At 31.7% G+C, this 20,001-nt stretch carries 18 protein-coding genes; 8 read left to right on the top strand and 10 right to left on the bottom strand.

Going from position 1 to position 20,001, the window contains the following annotated elements:
- Positions 1-346: 346 nt before the first annotated feature.
- From IMCC3317_RS06255 to IMCC3317_RS06225, 7 genes are all read left to right on the top strand, one after another.
- Positions 347-2,755, top strand: coding sequence for an outer membrane beta-barrel family protein (locus IMCC3317_RS06255; RefSeq protein ID WP_160128663.1), 2,409 nt, complete (start codon positions 347-349; stop codon positions 2,753-2,755).
- A gap of 111 nt (positions 2,756-2,866) precedes the next feature.
- Positions 2,867-3,106: a hypothetical protein gene (locus IMCC3317_RS06250; RefSeq protein ID WP_160128661.1), complete on the top strand. Its 240-nt coding sequence runs from the start codon at positions 2,867-2,869 to the stop codon at positions 3,104-3,106.
- Positions 3,107-3,174: 68 nt separating this feature from the next.
- On the top strand, positions 3,175-4,434 hold the full coding sequence (locus IMCC3317_RS06245; protein WP_160128659.1) for a radical SAM protein: 1,260 nt from the start codon (positions 3,175-3,177) through the stop codon (positions 4,432-4,434).
- Positions 4,435-4,475: 41 nt separating this feature from the next.
- Complete coding sequence (locus IMCC3317_RS06240; protein ID WP_160128657.1) at positions 4,476-5,312, top strand: hypothetical protein; 837 nt, start codon at positions 4,476-4,478, stop codon at positions 5,310-5,312.
- A gap of 11 nt (positions 5,313-5,323) precedes the next feature.
- Positions 5,324-6,205: a hypothetical protein gene (locus IMCC3317_RS06235; RefSeq protein WP_160128656.1), complete on the top strand. Its 882-nt coding sequence runs from the start codon at positions 5,324-5,326 to the stop codon at positions 6,203-6,205.
- 23 nt (positions 6,206-6,228) lie between these two features.
- Positions 6,229-7,110, top strand: a complete 882-nt coding sequence (locus tag IMCC3317_RS06230; RefSeq protein ID WP_160128654.1) for a hypothetical protein — start codon at positions 6,229-6,231, stop codon at positions 7,108-7,110.
- An 11-nt stretch (positions 7,111-7,121) separates the two neighbouring features.
- Entirely contained in the window at positions 7,122-8,006 is an 885-nt protein-coding gene (locus IMCC3317_RS06225; RefSeq protein ID WP_160128652.1) for a hypothetical protein, read from the top strand.
- A 437-nt stretch (positions 8,007-8,443) separates the two neighbouring features.
- Here IMCC3317_RS06225 and IMCC3317_RS06220 read toward each other — a convergent pair whose 3' ends face one another.
- The 8 genes from IMCC3317_RS06220 to IMCC3317_RS06185 all read right to left on the bottom strand — a co-directional run bounded on the left by IMCC3317_RS06220 (position 8,444) and on the right by IMCC3317_RS06185 (position 17,854).
- Positions 8,444-8,977: an AidA/PixA family protein gene (locus tag IMCC3317_RS06220; RefSeq protein WP_160128651.1), complete on the bottom strand. Its 534-nt coding sequence runs from the start codon at positions 8,975-8,977 to the stop codon at positions 8,444-8,446.
- A gap of 685 nt (positions 8,978-9,662) precedes the next feature.
- Positions 9,663-10,409, bottom strand: coding sequence for a LytR/AlgR family response regulator transcription factor (locus IMCC3317_RS06215; protein ID WP_160128650.1), 747 nt, complete (start codon positions 10,407-10,409; stop codon positions 9,663-9,665).
- Complete coding sequence (locus tag IMCC3317_RS06210; RefSeq protein ID WP_228054969.1) at positions 10,396-12,147, bottom strand: ATP-binding protein; 1,752 nt, start codon at positions 12,145-12,147, stop codon at positions 10,396-10,398. The genes IMCC3317_RS06215 and IMCC3317_RS06210 overlap by 14 nt, the downstream gene beginning before the upstream one ends.
- A 113-nt stretch (positions 12,148-12,260) precedes the next feature.
- Complete coding sequence (locus IMCC3317_RS06205) at positions 12,261-12,746, bottom strand: hypothetical protein (RefSeq protein ID WP_160128649.1); 486 nt, start codon at positions 12,744-12,746, stop codon at positions 12,261-12,263.
- A gap of 391 nt (positions 12,747-13,137) precedes the next feature.
- On the bottom strand, positions 13,138-14,079 hold the full coding sequence (locus IMCC3317_RS06200; protein ID WP_160128648.1) for a hypothetical protein: 942 nt from the start codon (positions 14,077-14,079) through the stop codon (positions 13,138-13,140).
- A gap of 115 nt (positions 14,080-14,194) precedes the next feature.
- Positions 14,195-14,491: a hypothetical protein gene (locus IMCC3317_RS06195; protein ID WP_160128646.1), complete on the bottom strand. Its 297-nt coding sequence runs from the start codon at positions 14,489-14,491 to the stop codon at positions 14,195-14,197.
- Positions 14,492-14,513: 22 nt separating this feature from the next.
- Positions 14,514-15,110, bottom strand: coding sequence for an aspartyl/asparaginyl beta-hydroxylase domain-containing protein (locus tag IMCC3317_RS06190; protein ID WP_160128644.1), 597 nt, complete (start codon positions 15,108-15,110; stop codon positions 14,514-14,516).
- 308 nt (positions 15,111-15,418) lie between these two features.
- Positions 15,419-17,854 (bottom strand): TonB-dependent receptor domain-containing protein, encoded by a 2,436-nt coding sequence (locus tag IMCC3317_RS06185; protein WP_160128643.1) that lies wholly within the window; start codon positions 17,852-17,854, stop codon positions 15,419-15,421.
- Positions 17,855-18,133: 279 nt separating this feature from the next.
- Here IMCC3317_RS06185 and IMCC3317_RS06180 point away from each other — a divergent pair, with 279 nt between their 5' ends.
- Entirely contained in the window at positions 18,134-18,559 is a 426-nt protein-coding gene (locus IMCC3317_RS06180; RefSeq protein ID WP_160128641.1) for a hypothetical protein, read from the top strand.
- Positions 18,560-19,025: 466 nt separating this feature from the next.
- Here IMCC3317_RS06180 and arsC read toward each other — a convergent pair whose 3' ends face one another.
- On the bottom strand, positions 19,026-19,367 hold the full coding sequence (gene arsC / locus IMCC3317_RS06175; RefSeq protein ID WP_160128640.1) for an arsenate reductase (glutaredoxin): 342 nt from the start codon (positions 19,365-19,367) through the stop codon (positions 19,026-19,028).
- Complete coding sequence (locus IMCC3317_RS06170; RefSeq protein ID WP_160128638.1) at positions 19,367-19,990, bottom strand: zinc-ribbon domain-containing protein; 624 nt, start codon at positions 19,988-19,990, stop codon at positions 19,367-19,369. Before IMCC3317_RS06170 ends, arsC begins: the two co-directional genes overlap by 1 nt.
- Positions 19,991-20,001: the final 11 nt, after the last annotated feature.

Raw genomic sequence — 20,001 nt, 5'->3', positions numbered from 1 at the left:
AACGATTCTTAGAATATATTAATAAATTATCACAACTTTTCAATCATTAGTATTGGAAAGTCATTCTAAGAGAAATCTTAATAATAGCATCAATTTTACAATCTATAATCTATTGATTTTCAGAATTAAAATAATGTTCATTACATGGTTTTAACAAATAAATAGCACATAATAATTCGTTAATTAAAACAAGTCTCTTAGGTAAAACACTTTATTTATTGTAAGTTAGTACAGGGTAATACATAAGTAATAATTCTTTGTGTTATGTGAAAGTAAAATTTTATATGAACCATATAGAATTTTTTTTATGAGAATTATTTTATTTCAATAACAGTAGGGAAGTTACATGAAAAAAACACTAATAGCATTGATGCTCATCATCAGTTGCAATGAGTTCGCTCATTGTCAATCCGCTATTGAAGGTGTTGTAACAGACTCAACCAAAACGCCGCTTCCTGATGTATTTATAAGTATTCTAAAAGGAAAAGAACTTATAAAAAACCTGCTTACAGACAGTGTTGGTTATTACAAAATTGAAAACCTACAAAAAGGAACTTATCATCTAAATTTTAGTCATATTGGCTATGTTGATTCTATGATAACTGTTGATCTTCAAAAAAATAAAATTCAAAATTTTAGCTTTAAAAAAAACACACAACTTTCTACAGTTGTCATAACGGCTGAAAAAAATATCATTGAACGAAAAATAGATCGCTTGCGTTTCAACGTTGCCAATTCTGACTTAATTATTGGAAGTAGTGTTTGGGAAACGATGAATAAAACACCTTTTGTATCAACCAATGAAAATGGCGGAATTGAAATTGCCGGAACAAGCGGCGTCATTGTCTATATAAATAATAGAAAAAAACGGCTTTCGGGTGAAGTATTAATGAATTATCTCAAAAGTATTCCTGCCGATAATCTAGAAGCAATAGAAGTCATTACAACGCCATCAAGTAGGTTTGAAGCTGAAGGCGGCGCAGGAATCATCAATATTGTTACCAAAAAAAGTAAAGAAGAAGGTTTGGTTGGAAGTGCAAGTATAAGTGCGCGCCAAACACGATTATTCTCGGAAGCTGGAAGTATTTATCTCAATTATAGAAAAGAAAAATGGAATGTATATTCTACAGCATATCTAAGTAACAGAGAACGTTTAACTACGTTTGAAAAAGACATATTCTACCCAGAAACGGAAGATTTACAAACACGTTTTATAGACACGGAAAACACTTCAAAAATTTTATTCTCAGGAGCAAATTTAGGTGTAGACTATGAAATAAATTCAAAACACATTGTGGGCGTTTTGCTTGAATATTCAGGTTCGGATGAAAACGAATACAGAAATGCAGGAAGTTTTGATAACTATGTATCGAGCGATTCGTTAACGTTTACTAGAAATAATGATAAAGCAAATGATTACAACTATTCCATCAATCTAAACTATCAAGGAAAACTAGACGACAAAGGAACTTTATTGACAATTGATGCTGATGTAATAGAATTTTCTTCGGATAACACAGGAATCAGTAAAACGAATGTACTTTCGTCAGAAAACAATGACGTTTTATACATTCGCGATTGGTTTCGAAATGCGACAATTCAAAATGTAAATAATAAATCTTTTCGACTCGATTTAGAAGTTCTCATCAATGATAAAATATCAATTGAAACTGGTGTAAAATTCTCTTTCTCAAATGTTGACAACGATCTTGATTTTGATACACGAAATGAAGCATCAATGACTTTTGAAGATGATGCTACACGAAGTAACTTCTTTGAATATGACGAAAATATAAATGCTATTTATGCAGTATTCAATCATACATTAAATGAAAAATGGGCGTATCAATTGGGAACACGAGTAGAAAATACAGTTGCCAAAGGAAAGTTAGAAAGTGAAAATGTAGTAGACAGAAACTACACAAACTTATTCCCGACAGCATTCTTAAAATACGCGCCAAATAACAATCATAGTTTTGTACTTTCAGTATCGAGCCGAATTTCTAGACCAAGTTTTTGGGACGTAAATCCATTTCGAAAATACACAACAGACAGAGCATTTTTTCAAGGAAATCCTTTTTTAAATCCTTCTAGATATTATCGCCAAGAGTTAAATTACACAAAAAACAAAGGAAAAATTCGTGTGGTAGCACAAATTGCAGCAAGTCAATTATTAGATGAGTTTTACGCACTTCCTTTTAATGCTGCTGATGGAATTATTATCAACAGAAAAACAAACTATGGAAACAAATATTCATACTCAGGAAGCATCTCCATTGCAACTAAAATACAATCGTGGTGGCGCGTAAATGCGACTTCACTATTTGGTCATGTGCAAACCACAGGAAGTTATGCAGATGATACAATAACTATTGACAGTAATACGTTACTATTAAACCTTTCTGCGAATCAGACTTTTACTTTATCAAAAGAAAAAAGACTCTCTTTAACAGTATTCGCAAAAAACACATTCCCCTTTACATTAGTCAATACCGAAATTGGTAATCGACTAGAAACCGAAATTGTTCTAAGGAAGAATATTGGAAACTTTAGTTTGTCCCTATCTGGAAGAGATTTATTTAGGAGTAACAAAGACCGATATGACATCCAAGTTGGTGACATTCAAATTAATGACACTAACTATCACGATACTAGAAGTGTAGCATTTGCAGTGCGATACGCTTTTGGTAAGTCAACAGTAAAAGATCAACGGTATAGAGATCCAGGGAATAGTGATATTCAACGACGACTTTAAACCGTAATAAACATATAAAAGAGTTTAAGTTTTTCATTTAACTATAAAATGAAGGGCAATTGCTATGTCCTTACTGATAGCATTTTTATTAATCACTTAAATATTTTAAAGATGAAGAAAAATTCAAAAATCACTTCAGACTTAAAGTCGAAAGAAGTTGTTGACAAAGCGTTAAACAACTCTAACGAAGACCAATTAGACCTTTACAAAGCAATTTTTGGAGGTCGTGCAAGTTCAAATTGTCCAGTAGTAGCTGTGAGCGCAAAAAGCTCAAGAGCATCTGCTTATGACAAAATTGATCAATTCTTGCAAGCAACTCCGATGGACCCAGCGCCAGTTAGAGACAGGTAATTTCTTCAAGATAATCTCTATTTATAGAGATTATCTTGTTTTTTTTAACAATCAGATAAAAAACAACTATGTATAAAGTCACCTCATTTGTATTGAAAATTGTTAGCAGATGCAATCTCAATTGTTCGTATTGTTATATGTATAATATGGGCGATCAGACGTATTTAAAACAGCCAAAATTTATGGCATTAGAAACGGTGCAATTTTTTGCCAATAGGTTACGAGATTATTGTGAAAGTTCTGAAATTAAATACGTTCAAATTGTATTTCATGGTGGCGAACCACTATTAGCAAAACCAGATTACTTTGAAAAATGTGTTTCCATATTCAAAACTACAGCTCCAAAAGTGGAATTTGTATTTACGATACAAACCAATGGAGTTACGCTAGATCAAAATTGGTATACACTATTTCAGAAACTGGAAATTTCAGTCGGAATTAGCATTGATGGACCTAAAAAATATCATGATGAATATCGCGTTTTTCATAACGGAAAAGGTTCGTATAATCTAGTGGCAAAAGCTATTCAGCTTGGAAACAAAAATAGATTGGCTGGCTTATTATTAGTGGTTAATATCGGAATTCCTGTACATGATTTATACACTGAAATGAAGAATTTGGCAGTAAATAGTCTCAATTTATTATTGCCAGATGGTCATTACGATCAGGCACCTTTAGGTTTAGATGTCAATAAATGGAATGACAAAAATTACACACCATATGCAGATTGGTTTATTGATTTATACAAAATATGGAAAGCTGATAAAGAACGTCCAAAAATTTACTTCTTTGAAAGTTTAGTAAAACTAATCATGGGACAAGATGGAATAGGAAATCAACTCATTGGAAGACGTACTAATGGCGTTTTGGTGGTAGAATCTGACGGAAGTGTAGAAGTGGTAGATTCGCTAAGAGCCTGTTTTGAGGGAATTACACGAAATGAAATCAATGTACATAACAATAAATTAGAAGATTTATTTGAAGATGAAACATTTCAACTCTATTACAAAGCGCATGATCATGTAGCAGAGCAATGTCTAAACTGTCCAGTTTTTGATATTTGCGGTGGCGGATTTTTAGGACATCGGTATTCTGAGGAAAACGGATTTGATAATCCTACAATGTATTGCCAAGATATGGTACGATTAATTGCGTTTATTCAAAACGATATTCTTAATGCATTACCTGCGGAATCAGTTGCAGAATTAGATACAGAACGATTGGTTTATGAAAATGTTATTAAAGGTTTTTCAACAGAAAATAAAATTAAAATTGATCCTGTAATGCAACAAAAATTAGTTTCTTTCAAAAAGGAATTACACATATAAATACTTACATCTGACAAGATTAATGATATAAAAGCAAACAGATGAAACTACAAAAAGGAATGCGCGTTTTTGGAAATATAAAAGATATTTCTGACCAAATAACAATCAATACTGGTGTACACGAAGTGCTGGAATACAAAGGCTTAAAATACTTTGAAGATGCTTATATTCCTGTGCATACATGGCGTTCACTAACTTCAGTAGAATCAAAATTATTGGTAGCAACAAACGCTAAATTTTCTAACTATAATAAAAACTTATATGTTGGCGAAATTTCTAAAAAATTAAAAGATGCATTCAATCTGTTGGATTTAAAAAGTTGTACACAACCAACTGAAGTATATCCTAAATTTGAAGACAATAAAGCAAACACAAAAAAAGTAAACACAGCGTTGCATTCATTTCTAAAAGATTGTTCCTCTACGGGAAATTTTAAATTTCACAAAATCACCAGAGCAATGCCAAACAGAGAAACCATGACAAGTTTTTATGTTGATGATTCTTTTCTTTACGTTGGTTTGCACATTGATCAAAGCAAGCATTTTAAAATTCATACGGCGCACAAATCTGGCAACAGAATTTCCATCAATCTAAGCAATGAAACGCGCACATTAATATTTACTAACTTAACCTTAATTCAAATTTATAACTTAGTACGTAAAAAAATAGATGTAAAAAAAATACAACTCAACCCAGATAACATTGCAACGTATTTCTTCAAACATTATCCTGATTATCCAGTGATAAAATTAGGAATAAAACCATATCAATATTATGTAGCACCAACGGATAATTTCTTTCATGATGCATCTACGGTTGGAACCAAAGAAATAGATATTACTATTGTATATACTGGTTTATTCGATCAACTTTCTTAATATTTAATCAGATGGAAATCATACAAAACGGCATAAAATTACACAGCACGCTTGACAATTTTTTTGATGAAGTTCGAATCAATTCTGGAACAATTCATCATTCAAAACAAGAAAAAAGTAAAATTGACTATTTAGATTGGTCTTTTGTTCCGAAATATGAAGATGACGCGTATGTCGTAAAACGCGATTGGCGAAAACTATCTGAAAAAGAAATCAATTCATTAAAAGCAATTGCTAACAGAAATTATTATAATACAGTCTATGTTGGCGATATTTCTGATGAATTAAAAGAGCAATTTGACGCATTAAAATTCAAAGATTGTTTGCGACCAGAAGATGTCCGTACCTGTATGCAAAAAGATCATGATATGACGTTGAAGCTGAGCAATACTATGCAAAACTATCTGAACGATTTTGCAAACGAAAAACCATTTCACTTTCACTTCATTGGCGGAAACCTTCCAAACATTGACATGGTTGCGGCAGATACGAATATGCTTCCGCCAAATCATACAGAAGAAGATAAAAAATGTATGGGAATTCACAATGATGGCGCTGAACCAAAAATGGTGCATGCAACATACAAATCGGGCAATCGTTTTACAATTAACTTAGGAAACGAAACACGCTACTTTCTATATGTAAATTTATCACTGACGCAAGCATATAATATGCTTAAAAAGAAATTTGGCGTGACAACAAAGCAGGTAGATTTATACAACATATCAAAATTATTTTTCAAACATTTCCCAGATTATCCAGTCATTAAAATTCCACAAAAACCCTATCAATACTATATTGCGGCAACCGATCATTGTTTTCATGACGGTTCAACGTATGGAATGACAACACTAGATGTGTTGATGATTTATTTTGGAAAATTTCAATATTAAATTCACTTGTAAACTATAACAACATGGAAATCAAGAGACAATTAATGGTTCACAATATGCTTCCCGAAGGTTCGGATGCACTAACCATAAACTCAGGAACAACACATCACAGCAAGCAAAAAACGGCTACAGTAAATTATAAAGGAGTTAAATTTACACCAGAATTTATTCCTCAAGCTTATGTAAATAAAAAAGATTGGCGACAATTAACAGCGAAAGAACTTGCTTGTTTAGCACCAAATGAAGACAGAAATGATTTTAATACGATATATCTCGGAGAAATTCCTGAGGCATTACAAGCGTGTTTTGAAACATTGCATTTAGTCGAAAGTACCAATAGAGATGAGGTTTTTGATAGATTAGAAAAAGATCCGCCAGCGATTCAAAAAGCAACAGAATTACTGAATGAATTTTTACTTCCGAAGTCAAACAGTAAAAAATTTAATTTTCATTGTATTGGTGTAAATCATCCTAATTTAGAATTAGTGGCTTCAAATACGACAATGTTAGCTGTTGGTCACAAAGAATCTGTGAGAAAACTTTTAGGACTTCATAACGACGGAACACAATTGATGACTATTAAAACGGCACATGAGTTTGGAAACAGAATTAGTATCAATCTAGGAAAAGATCCGCGTTACTTTTTATTTGTAAACTTACATTTAATGGAAGCTTACAAAATGCTTCAAGAACGAATGAGTGCTGACGAATTTATGGCTGTGAATATTACGAACATTCCAGCATATTTCTTTAGTCATTTTCCAGATTATCCAGTACTAAAAGTGCAACAAAAACAATATCAATATTACATTGCCGCTACTGACAATTGTTTTCATGATGGTTCTACATTAGGGAACAAAAATTTAGATATTACAATGGTATATTTTGGAAGTTTTCAATATTAAAAATTAGAATCATGACACAAACTGAAACGATAAAAAAAGGAATAGGAATTCATAACAGATTGCCTAAAGGGTTTGAAGAAATACAAATCAATTCTGGTGTCAAGCATCACAAAGCGCATGAAGGTTCGGAAGTAAACTACGAGCATTTTTCGTTTATGCCATTATATATTGACGAAGCGTACATTCCGAAACGCGATTGGCGTTCGTTGGAAATTTCGGAACAGCGTACATTGACAGGAACGGAACGTTTAAAAGATCATAACAATATTTATATAGGAGAACTTCCAAAAAAAGCACAAGAACTCTTTAAAAAAATTGACTTTAGCAACTGTAAAAGTAGGGAAGATGTGATGCAACATTTTGGCAAACACAAAGAGTTGACATTGGCATTGAATACCGAATTGAGTAATTTTTTACAAACCATTTCAAACGATAAACCGTTTCATTTACATTGCATTACTGCAAATTTACCAAATGTAGAAATGGTGGCTTGCGACATTACGCGATTGCATCCAGGTTTTACCATTCCTGAGAAAAAATACATGGGAATGCACAACGACGGAACGCAATTTATGACCTTACATACAACGTACAAACATGGAAATCGAATTTGTATCAACATCGGAACGGAAACGCGGTATTTTTTATATGTGAATTTGTCTATGATTCAAGTATACAACAAACTCAAAGAAGTAACAGATATTAGGAAAGTTGATGTGTATAATGTGGCAGAAACGTTTTTTAAGCACTTTCCAGATTATCCTGTAATTCGCATTCCGCAAAAACCTTTTCAGTATTACATTGCGCCAACCGACAATTGTTTTCATGATGGTTCTACACTTGGAAATTCCAAACTAGATATCAATATGGTGTATTTTGGGAATTTTACGCACTAAAAATAATTGAAAGATTCAATAATTTAATGATTGAAAATAGTGTATATCTTGTCGAAAGAAACAAGTTTACTTCTTTTTAAAAATTGCTTCAAAAGCGTGATAAGTTGCTAAATGCAATGCATCTCCGTGACTTTGGTTTTCTAAAAATTTATAAAAAAGTATATAATTTTCTTTGGTTTCAACATTTAATTTATCGTACAATTCTTTGGCAACATTGTTTGACGGTTATTTGATGAAATAAATTAGAGATGAAGATACTAACTTTATTTTCAAAAAAAGGCTATTTCTTTTTTCATCGAAACAAATACAAACGTAATTTTTTTTCAGAGAAGTAGTATTGAGAATCAAACAAAAAAAGAACTGCTTTCACTATTTGAAAAAGCAATTCTTTTAGTAGTATTCATAAACTCATAAACTCATAAACTCATAAACCGTTACTAGTTTACGTTAATAAACGGATCCCAAGTAAAATATCCGATAATCTTTCCTGACGCATTGTCTACAAGAGCAAACGATAACGTGTACTGAATTTGAAGTCCAATTTTCAAAATAGTTCCAGAAACCGTACTTACCTGATTTACAAATTTTGTAGGTGTATCTGAAGGTGGATTTCCTGTCGCTAAATATGCATACGCTTGCCCAGAAGCATACGAAAGCGGTGAATTTATTGCGTCAGATGGATTAAAATTCCCGTTGTAAATGTACACTGATTGATCAAAATTGTTGTCAAATGTAGTGATTGCCCATTCTACAGTATCGCCACCATTTGCTTTAATTTGAAGTTCCGATTGGCCATTAGTTCCATTGTCAATAGAACTATTTGGAGCTGTCATAGTAATGTAAACATCTGATGATGAGTATGATCCTAAAACGGTTGGACTTCCTTTAGATCCAGCTTTGATACTTCCGTCTGCTACTTGCTGTGCTAATTTTGCGCCGTCTACTGCGACTAATACATTAATTGTTGCCATAATTTTGGTTTTTAAATGATTAATTTTTCCTACTCATAAAGCTTTTCGGATTCCGCCTATTTTTTAAAGTGGTTTTTGTTCCACATTAATGGTAGTTACTAAATCGCTAGCGTTTTATTTCTGATGTGAAATTAGGCTACAACTAGTGTAGAAAAGTAAAAAATGGTATGAGGTGGAGATTCTTATCCATGAGTTGGAAGAATTGTGGTAGTAGGATTTTTTGAGTTAAGAGTTAAGAGTTAAGAGTTGAAAGTGAAAAGTTGAAAGTGAAAAGTGAAAAGTTGAAAGTGAAAAGTGAAAAACGGTCAACACTATTTAGGGAAGTACAAAATATATTTAAGAAGTGGCTAGCGCGAGTTTTTCAACTCGTGCCGATAAACTGTTTTGACCCCTGTAAAACAAGCTCAATATTTACTAATTTATGTTAGAAACTTATAAGAATTACTCAAAATTATTTTCAATATTAGTAGTCCTTACTCATAATCGGTACGAGTTGAAAAAACTCGCACTAGCGTTGGAAAGAGTTGAAAGTTAAGAGTTAAGAGTTAAGAGTTAAAAGTTAAAAGTTAAAAGTTGAAAGTTGAAAGTGAAAAGTTAAAAATTGTAGATCAAATCAACAAATCAACAAATTGACAAAAAACAAAATTAAAAGTGAAAATTGAAAAAATATTTAAAGAAGCCCTTTTTATTTAAGCGTACGAATTTTTTTGATAATGTCTTTATACGTATTACTCAACGTTGCTTTGTGATTTCCAGAAAGGATGATGAGGTTGTCACCAGGAATAATTTCTTGTACTTTTTCTAAATTGACAATGAAATTTCGATGCGTTCTGTGAAACTTTGTAGCATCAAGCAATTCTATAATTTTGACAAGTGATATTAGGATGACAAATTTTTCTTTTTCAGTAATGATGTTACAGTATTTCTCTTCTACTTCTATGTAAATAATATCATTTGTGTGAACTTTTTTGAGCGATTTTCCTTTTTTAATAAATAAACTTTCTTTGCTTATAATCGTGTTTTCTTCTGCACCCAAAAAAGAATCATCTTGATCGTAAAATTTTTCCAAAGCCGTTTCAATCGCGTATAAAATTTCCAATTCATTGAATGGTTTGATAAGATAACTAAATGGATGTGTGAGTTTTGCGCGTTCAAATATTCTCCGATCGGTAGAACTTGTCAGAAACACAAATGGTTTTGCGGCATTTGGTACGGCATTAATCGTTTCAGCGAAAGCGATACCATCTGGAGTTCCATCAAGGAAAATATCAATAATTGCAATGTCTACTTTTTCGTTATAGAAAATTTCTAAAGCATTTTTCAGTGTTTTAGCAACACCGACAATTGTAAAACCGTTTTGGGTTAACGTTTTTACAAGTCTGCTACTTTCAGCTTCTGTATCTTCAATAATCAGTATGTTAACGTTTTCCATTTGGTAGATTTTTTGGTAATGAAATAATCATTTTAGTACCTTTTCCAAGTTCGCTTTCTATGGAAAATGTACCGTTATTTTTTTTAACCATCGATTTGCAAAGCTGTAAGCCCAATCCTGTGCCAATGCTGTTTTCATTTTTCTTTTTGGATAAAAGACCTGTATCTTTTAGTAATTCTTCACACGTAATTTCATCCATTCCAATGCCTTCATCTTCAATAATTAACAAACAGAATGTTTCATCTTTATGTTCAGTATAGATTTTTAACGTACTATTCGGATTGGAAAATTTGATTGCATTATCTATCAAATTACGCAAAATAATTTTAAACGATTCTTGATCGGCAAATACAATATCACTTTTCCCAACCTTGTTTTCAAAAGAAATTTCTTTATCAGCAAGCATCGCTTTGTAATTATAAGATACATGTTCAACGATTAAAAGCAAGCGTAATTTGGTGATTTCAAAATAGGATTGTTTGGTTTGCAATAATGCCCAATTCAATAAATTATCCAACAAATTATACGCACCATTTACAATAGCGCTATTGTTTTGAAGTAAGCTATTTACTTTCGTTAGATTTTTCGTTTCTAAGGTTTCAATCAGTTCTTTGTTACTTGTTTTGATTGCTTGTACTGAAGAACGCAAATCGTGACTTACAATGGAAAAAAGTTTGTCTTTTGTAGCGTTCAGTTCGTCCAAATTTTCTTTTTGGAGATTAATAATTCTATTCGATTTTACTTTCTCACGATAAAAATAAATACTTGCAACCAATAACAAAAGCAGAATAATTGCGGAATATAAAAAGGTATTTCGTTGTGCATTTTTCACTTTATTTTCCGCTTGTAATAAAACAACTTTTTTCTGTTTTTCCTTAACGGCAATTTGTTTTTCTATTTGCGCAACAGCGTATATTTTACTCTGATCATTAACGGAATCTTTCCATTGTTCAAACTCTTTTCGGAATTGAATAGCTTTAGCTAGATTTTTACGATTTTCCTCTACAACTGCCATATTTCGAGCTGTATTTTGCTTGGCAAAAATATCATCAGTTGTGGCAGCTAATGCATAGGCTTTTTCAAAATAGGGAATAGCTTGGTTATCTTTATATTGTTCGTAATAAAGACTAGCGATGTTTCCATACGAACTGATTAATTCCAACGTATCGTTTTCTTTTTCTTGAAGTAAAACACTTTTTTTTAGATAGATTTCTGCTTTGTCATACTGTTTCAGATGAAAATAACTTAAGCCAATATTTTCTTCAATATTTCCAGATTTTATACCTAAAAGATTTCGTGTTTGAAGCGTTTCAATTTCTTTAAAATAAGCAATTGCTTTGGTAAATTTTCTTTCTTCTAATGCAATGTTACCTAAAATCATTTTCATATTGTAGTAAAACACAAAATCATTAGAAATTAGCGCAAACTCTTTTTTAGCTTCTATAAAAATCTCTTTTTCAGTAAAACTGTATCCTCTAAAAAAATGACAATAATTTTTGAGTTGTCTATTTTGATTGTCAGTACTCAATTGTTTCATAGCGTACACTAGCGTAGAATCCCACTCTTGTGCTATAAAAAAAGTGCGTGCTTTTAAAAAGTAATTTTCAGTGTTAAACTGTGCGCTTTTAGTAGTTAGTGCTTCTTTGAAACGATCATAGTTATTTTTATTTTGAGAAAAAAGCAACACAGGAATACTTAGAAATATAAAAATAAATATCACTTTTGCTATAAATTTCATGTGCTATTTTCTTATCAATGTAGCCAATTTTTGATGATAAAAAAAGCATTAGTTTATAACCAATGCTTTATACGTGCGATTTTTCTGTTTTTTTATTGTGTTTACCAGATTTATTAAGATGGATGTCCCATCGGCTTTTTTACAGTAGTAACTGTACCTCTTGAAGTTATAGGATCTAAATTTCTTAAAAAAGTTACGATTTCTAAATTGGAAGTAGCCGGATTGTTTGAAAATGGACATTTAAATTCAACTTGATACATATAATAGGATTCCGTGGCGTTTTCATAAGCATCATATGAGATATAAAATTCAGGAATCATTGAACCTACTTTTTCAGAAACATATATCTTTTCTGGATCAATATCAACTTGACTATCTATATAAACAAATGTAGAAACCGTAAATTCCGTTTCCTCATCATTCATAATACATACCTGAGCGGCAGGCGGGAAAAGGTCTTTATCATTTACAATGGAAGTAATCAAAGTTGGTATGCCTAAGACTTCAACTCTTGTGACGATAACATCACTTAATTTTCTTTCAATTTCTGAAATTCCTTGTAAAGATGCTGTTTTTGGATCTGCTTGAATTGTTTTCATAATGCATTGTTTTAAGGTTCGTTAATTAGTTAAATTTTAGTTTGTGTATAAAATTGCTACTTTTTTTAGGAAAGCAATTCTATACAAAGAGAATGTATTAAATTACTCATTTTCAAACTAATGGAACGAGATGAACTTTTTTTGGAACGAAACCAATAAATCTTATCACAAGATGTTTTAAACAAAAAGCATAAAAAAGAGGCTGCTTGAAAAGTGTTTAAAGCGTCATTCTGAACTTAATTCAGAATCTCATTATATTGATTTTCAATGATTATGGGAAACCGAATCAAGCCTGTCTTGAGCGACAGTTGAAAGGTTCGGTTTGACGAAAATTCGACTTTTTAGACAGCCTCTTTTTATGATGATTAATCATATAGTTAATGTCTAGAGACTATTCTTTTGTCCAAGTACATTCAAAACCATCAGTAGTTTTGTAATTGATAGAACCATCTTCGTTTATCATTAAACTCTTAGTTCCATCTTTAGTTTGAAAAGCAGAAACACCATCTTTTTCTGTTTTCTCAAAAGTAAATTCTTTATCTCCAACAAACTGCTTTAATTGTTTTTCTAATTTAACAAGTGTAAAAGAACGTCCACAAGAAGATTTCCAATTTCCGTTAATCGTAAAAGTTTTCGTTTTGTTATCAATAGTTGAAATTTCTTCAATCTCTTCTTCTGTTGTAGAATCTTCTATTTCTATTGATGCTACTTCATTAGTATTTTTTCCTCCAGAGAACTTAATTCCATATGCTTTTTTCTGCCTTCTGTATATAATTGCATCAATTTTTTTCTTCTTATAATGCCTTTTAAATCTTTTAGCAAATTTGATCAAATCTTGCTCAATACTATTATTCCATAAACCAACAGTAACCATACTTTTCCATTTGATTCCGCCACCTTTTTTCTTAGTTTCGTCATAAGCGAGTATTGGTTCACACATTGCAAAAACAGGAATTCCTTCAATTTTTTGAACTGTCGCTAAGCCTTTATTTTCACTATCATTAGGATCGATGAAACGTATAGCTGTTACATTTTTTCCATTAGTATAAACTATTGCATCAAATTTTTCTCCTGTTTCTTTAGATTCTTTTTGAAGCCTATCAATGTATCTTGTAATTTTAGTAGAAATAGATGCATTTATAAAACCACCAGTTAAAAATGAACTCCACTGTATTCCTTTTTTCTTGTTAAAAGCAACTTCATATTTTCTAAGTGGTTCATTTAGTATATATACTTCAATACCATTTACTTTAGCTACTTTGGCAATATCATTTTGAGAAAAACAGATTCCAATGTAAAATAAAGTAATAAATAATAATGTAATTTTTTTCATTTGTCTTGTAGTTTTTATAGATGCGTAAAAATAGAAAAATCTTATATTTTATTAGTATTTGAGTTGGATAATTTTCTTTTTTATTGAAAAAAAAAATATGATCATAAAAACAATATTATAAGCTTAAAAAACCAAGAATAGCTCCAATTATCGCAATGATAATTTTAAGAATGCTCCATACTGAAATTTTTTCATCAGCTTCAATATAAGCTTGCAATTCTTCAAGTTGAACTTTTCGCATTTCTTCATCATCAATTGCTTTGAGCACTTCTTTTTCATTGCCAGCAAAATCCTTGCAAGTAATATTAAATTTAGCAATATCATTCGTTAAACCACAAATGACACCTCTATTTGAATCAAATTTTTTATGATCGCATCGTTGGCAGTAAATTAATCTATCTTGTCTATCCATGTATTTTATTGAAGATTAAAAATTACAATTCACTTTCCATAATAACACTCCGAATCCAATCATTTGGAATCATATCTATCGTAAGATTTACGCGTTCTGTCGCGCCATTATTTAGCACTCTATGCGGATCTGTTAAGCGTAAATACCAACATTCGCCAGGTTGCATTGGAACTTCAGTATCGTTTAAGAAAAATTGAACACCTTTTTTATTTAAAATTGGAATTGTCAACCGAATCACTGAACTGTGAATTTCCAAACCTAACGTCGGATCTGTATGTTGTTGTACCACAGAATTTGGCGCCAAACGTAACAAACGTACCAAAGTCACTTTTGTATTTTCTTTAAAAGTATCAACGACACTTTTTAAATATAGAGACGTTTCTAAATGTTCCGTATCTAACCAATCGCACCAAGAACCATCTGCGTAATCTGCGGCTGGCGGCGGCATTGGAATGGAAGAATCTACGGTGTGAGCTGGCGCGCGTAGCGGAATTACATTGTAATATTCAAAATTTTTCAACTTTAAAGCTTCAAACTCAGCTAACATTTTGTCAGCATCAAACGTAAAAGGTAATTTAATTCGATCTTTCGTTTTTGCTTTCGGAGTTGCGTGCGCCATACTATATATTTTTTTAGTGTAAAATTTCTCAGAAATCTAAAATACTAAAAAAGATTACAACTCTCAATACTAAAATAAAAAGAAGCTTCAAAATGGCGAAATTCACGTAAGTAAAATCATAAAAAAAAGAGGTTATCGGAAAAGTAGTCATTGCGAATGAAATGTTTTACATTGAGTTGAACCGAAATGAAGCAATCTGTCAAATTTAAGTTAATGATTTACAGATTACTTCGAAATTAAAAATTTCTCGTAATGAAGTTGTTTAAGCCTTTTGAGACAATCTCTTTTAATATTTGATAGAAAGATAATTACGGTTGTGCGGCAAATCCGCCTTCATCATCGTCATTTTGTCCTCTTCCGCCGCGTTCGCTTTTCTTTTTCTGATTGAATCTATATGTAAATGAAAGATTAAATGTACGTTCTCTATATTGAAATTCTCCTTCGCTATTAAACGTATCTGTAAACGATTCCGATCGTCTTTTTCTCGAATTAAAAACATCACTTACATTAAAAGCAATGGAAGCTTTTTCATTCAATAAATCCTTGCTAAATGCAAGATTCATAGAAAAAAGTCCTTTTCTGAGGTTTTGTGCATCTTGACTTGGGCCACTATAAAATAAACTAGTTTGCCAATCAATATTTGCAGGAAGCGTTACTTTATTATTCACTCTAACAAACCAACTTAAGTTATCTGCATCAAAATTTACACCATTAAAATCACCTTTTGTAAACGATTGAAAAAGATTCAGGTTTCCGTTTAAACGCCATTTTCTAGATGGATTGTATGTTAACGTAAATTCAAAACCATAGCGATCGTTTCTAGCTAAGTTAATTGGTATTCTACGAATAATTGGAACTTCTTGTCCGTTAAGCAACGTGGTTTCGCCAGTATCTTCACTAATAAAATTAAATACATCCGTAGATCGTTGAAAATAAATAGACGTATTTAGCGTAAGCTTTCCAAAACGATTCAAATATCCTAAGTCAATTCCGTTAGAATAACTTGGATCGATATCAGGATTTCCCTGAAAAACATTCGTAATGCTTGAACGCGAAGGAAACGGATTGATGTATCGTGAACGCGGACGACGAATTCGTCTGTTATATCCTAATGTAATACTTTGATCTTGGCTAATTTCATATCCTAAATTTACAGTAGGGAAGAAGCCAACATAGTTTTTCTGATTAAAATCGCCACTTGTTACTTGGTCAATCGTAATCCGCGTACTTTCCATTCGCAATCCTACTAAGAAAGAAAACTTATTGATTTTGTTTCCGTATTGCGAATATAGCGCATTTACATATTCGCGATAGTTTAATGTGTTGCTCAAATTTGTATCTGATACAAAATCAGTTCCTTGTAAAAAGGCAACTAGATAATCTGTGTTTAAGGTTGAAAAATTTCCGCGATATCCAAGTTCAAACTGCGCCGTTTCTCCGATAGGAAGCGTGTAATCGGTTTGTAGAAGGATACTATCTTGATTTTCCACAGTTGCAACTTGTTCAGAAAGTACATTATCTACGGAAATAAACGAATTTTCAGATTCCTTACTGCTTTCATATTGAAAATCTACTGTTAATTTATGACCACTTTTTTCGAAGTTTTTGTCAATATTAACCGCATATTGAATCGTTTTATCATCTTCAAATTCTGGGTCAAAACGTGTACTTGTATTAGTTAAGTTTAAGTTTGAATCAAATTGGTTCAATATATTCAACGTACTACTTTCATTGTCACTATCTCTGTACACCAAAGAAGTTGTTACGGAAGTTGATTCATTTACATACCATTCTACGCCGAAATTTGAATTGAATCCTTTACGAATTCGGTCAAACTCACGATCTTCATCTAAAAAAGTATTTGGATCATCTCCATTGAAATATTCCGTAAATGTCCTAGAATTCCCAGGAGTTTCTCGGTAGTTGTAACCAGAAGTTGTAAAAAAGTTAAAATCGCCTGTTCGGTAATTGATATTTCCTGAAATTCCATATCCAGTTGGATAGCTGAGACTTGTGGTAATTGCGCCATTTATTCCTTGCAATTTGCTTCGGCGAAGAATAATATTCAAAATTCCCGCAGTTCCTTCTGCATCATAACGCGCTGATGGCGACGTAATAATTTCTACCTTTTCAATAGCTTCCGCAGGTAATTGTCGCAATGCATCTGTGGAATTCAAACCGACCAAACCAGAAGGTTTCCCGTTGATTAAAATTCGAACGTTTTCATTCCCACGAAGTGAAACATTTCCTTCCACATCTACAGAAACCGATGGAACATTGTCCAAAACGTCACTAACCGTTCCGCCACGAACCGTTAAATCTTTTCCAACATTATATATTTTTTTATCTAGTTTAATTTCTACCGTAGTTCTTTCTGCAATAATTTCAATCGCTTCAAGGCTTTGCGCATCTTCCGAAAGGAAAAAATTGCCAATCGACATATTTTCCAATAATGGTTTTGCTTTGATGTCTTGCGATAAAAACGAAATAAACTCAACTTTAATATCGTACGTATCTGCTTCAACTTCAATGGAGAAAGAACCATCTGCTTTGGTAATTCCACCAGTTACCGAACGTTTCTTTGCAGTATCTTGAAAGATGATTGTTGCGTATTCAAGCGGTTGTTTTGAATTCTTTTCGAATACTTTTCCAGTAATCGTTACTTTTTTGGAAGATTTTCCTTGTTGTGCATTCGCAATAGAAATAATTCCTATAAGACATAGAAATAGCAATAGTTTTTTCATTTCAGTGAGTAGTTTTCTTAGTATCGTTTTTGAATTGAATTTGACTGCAAAGAAACAGCATGGTTTAACGGCGAATGGTTAAAATTCTGTTAAAAGAAAAATGGTGTGAATTTGCTAGTCTGAAGCTTTTTGAATTTGAGTGGGTTTTGAGAAATTCGCATCTATTTCTTTGATTTAGTGTAAGATTTGTATAGTTTTAGTGATGACTAAATTTTAGAAAGTTTGGTTTTGAGAGAAATGACGGAAAATTCTTGTTTAGCATGCGTTAAGGCTTTATTGATGAAAAAAAGAACAGAAACAAATATTGATAAATTAAAGAATCAGCGAAGGCTAAATGTTGAAGAGCAAATCGCTGTAAAAAAGAATCAGATTTTTTCAGAAGCGAAGTATTGGAGAATTAATGGTATTCCACAACCATTAAGGCAAATCTTCTTAGAAAAAGGAGTTGATATCGATAAATCTATTATAATAGAATACGAACAAAATTTTCACGGAATAAGTACCGATGAAGGAATTATATTAACGCCGCATGCAGAATTTTTTAAGTTTGATGTAGACCTCAATTCAGATAAGACGGAGTTAATTGAATTATACTCATTGACTAATATTTCAGTGAAATTTGAAATTAATGAGCATAAAAAAGGAATTGGAAAAACTTACGGGTTTCTAGCAATGAAAGTACTGAGAGAACTAAATAATGAATAGAGCCAAAGCTAAAACAGTGTAAAAATGCATTAAAACGTATTTTACACTAAATATTGAGCAAAAGCTGAATGAAACCTAAGTGAATATATAAACAATCATTTTTTTTCGCAATTCGTTCTTTTTCCGCAGTGTAGTATTCATTTTTCGTTAAGAATTTTTGAAGCCTTGGAAAAAATTTAGAAAAATGAATGCGGTTTTAGTTTTTCAGAGAAAAAACTAAAAACACCTCTGGAAAAACGCACTTTCTTTTGTGAAGCCTGTGCTGAACTTGATTCAGTATTCTTTGTGCGAGCAAAGAGAAAGAAAATAATAAACCTAAAAAGTAGATTGCTAGTAAGGTGTTTTCTTAAAAGCTGTATATAGAGTCATTAGAAGAAATTTTTAATTTCGAATTAATCTGTAAATCAAAAAATTAAATTTGACAGAATGCTTCATTTCATTCGCAATGACTACTTAAGAAAACCTCTTATATAATCGTCAAAATCTTCTCAGCAGGTCTCCCAATAACAGCTTTATCTCCATTAATAACAATTGGTCGTTCCATCAATTTTGGATTGGAAAGCATCAATTTGATAATATGCGCTTTTGAAATTCGCTTATCTTTATAATTCTCTTTCCAAAAAGCTTCATTTTGGCGAACTAAATCTATTGGTTCAATATCAAGAAGCTCAATAATTTCCGTTATTTCTGCCAACGTAAGTCTATTCTCTAAATACTTAAGAATTTTAAAATCTTTTCCTGACTCTTCTAAAATAGCAAGTCCTTCTCTCGATTTGCTACATCTTGGATTGTGGTATATTTTTATCATTATTTCTTTTTATAAATTTCAGCGATTTCTCCTTTAGCATATAAAGAATCTAGCTGTTTTTGTGTGAAAAAATCTATTTCAGTACTAAAAAAATCTGTTTCGCTCGCCTTTAATTTTTCAACCTTAGATTCACTTGGTTTATAACCATCATAGGTATAATTCCCATAACGCATATAAATAGTATCATTGCTATGTGTTTCTATTTCTGCAAACGAATATTCTTTATGAGCAACTTTAAAAACGACAATATCTTTTGATTGCAAATTACCTACGTTTTCCGCCAATCTTTTATCGTGTTGACCAGATAAATAAAATGCTAATGTTATAAGCAATGCAAGAATAATTAAACCAGAAAACAAATAAAATGGCGTTTTAAAATGACCTTTTTCCATTGCTAACTTATCTTTTAGCGATTGCGGCATTTCTTTCTTCTTCAAAACCTGAGTGCAATTTTTACATACAGTCGAATACTTCTTTCTATATGGAAAAATAGGAATCCAAAAAACAGTCACATAGCTTGAAACAGCTTGTGCATGAATTTCTGTAGCTTCACAATTTGGGCATTTTACACCTTGTAATTTTCGTGAACCTAAATTTTTTGAATTCGTTCCGTAAATAATCATTTGTTATCTAT

The organism is Kordia antarctica (assembly GCF_009901525.1).
GTDB classification, from domain to species: Bacteria; Bacteroidota; Bacteroidia; order Flavobacteriales; family Flavobacteriaceae; genus Kordia; species Kordia antarctica.
Note: the sequence above shows the minus strand (reverse complement) of the source record. Positions and strands in the feature narration are given on the sequence as shown.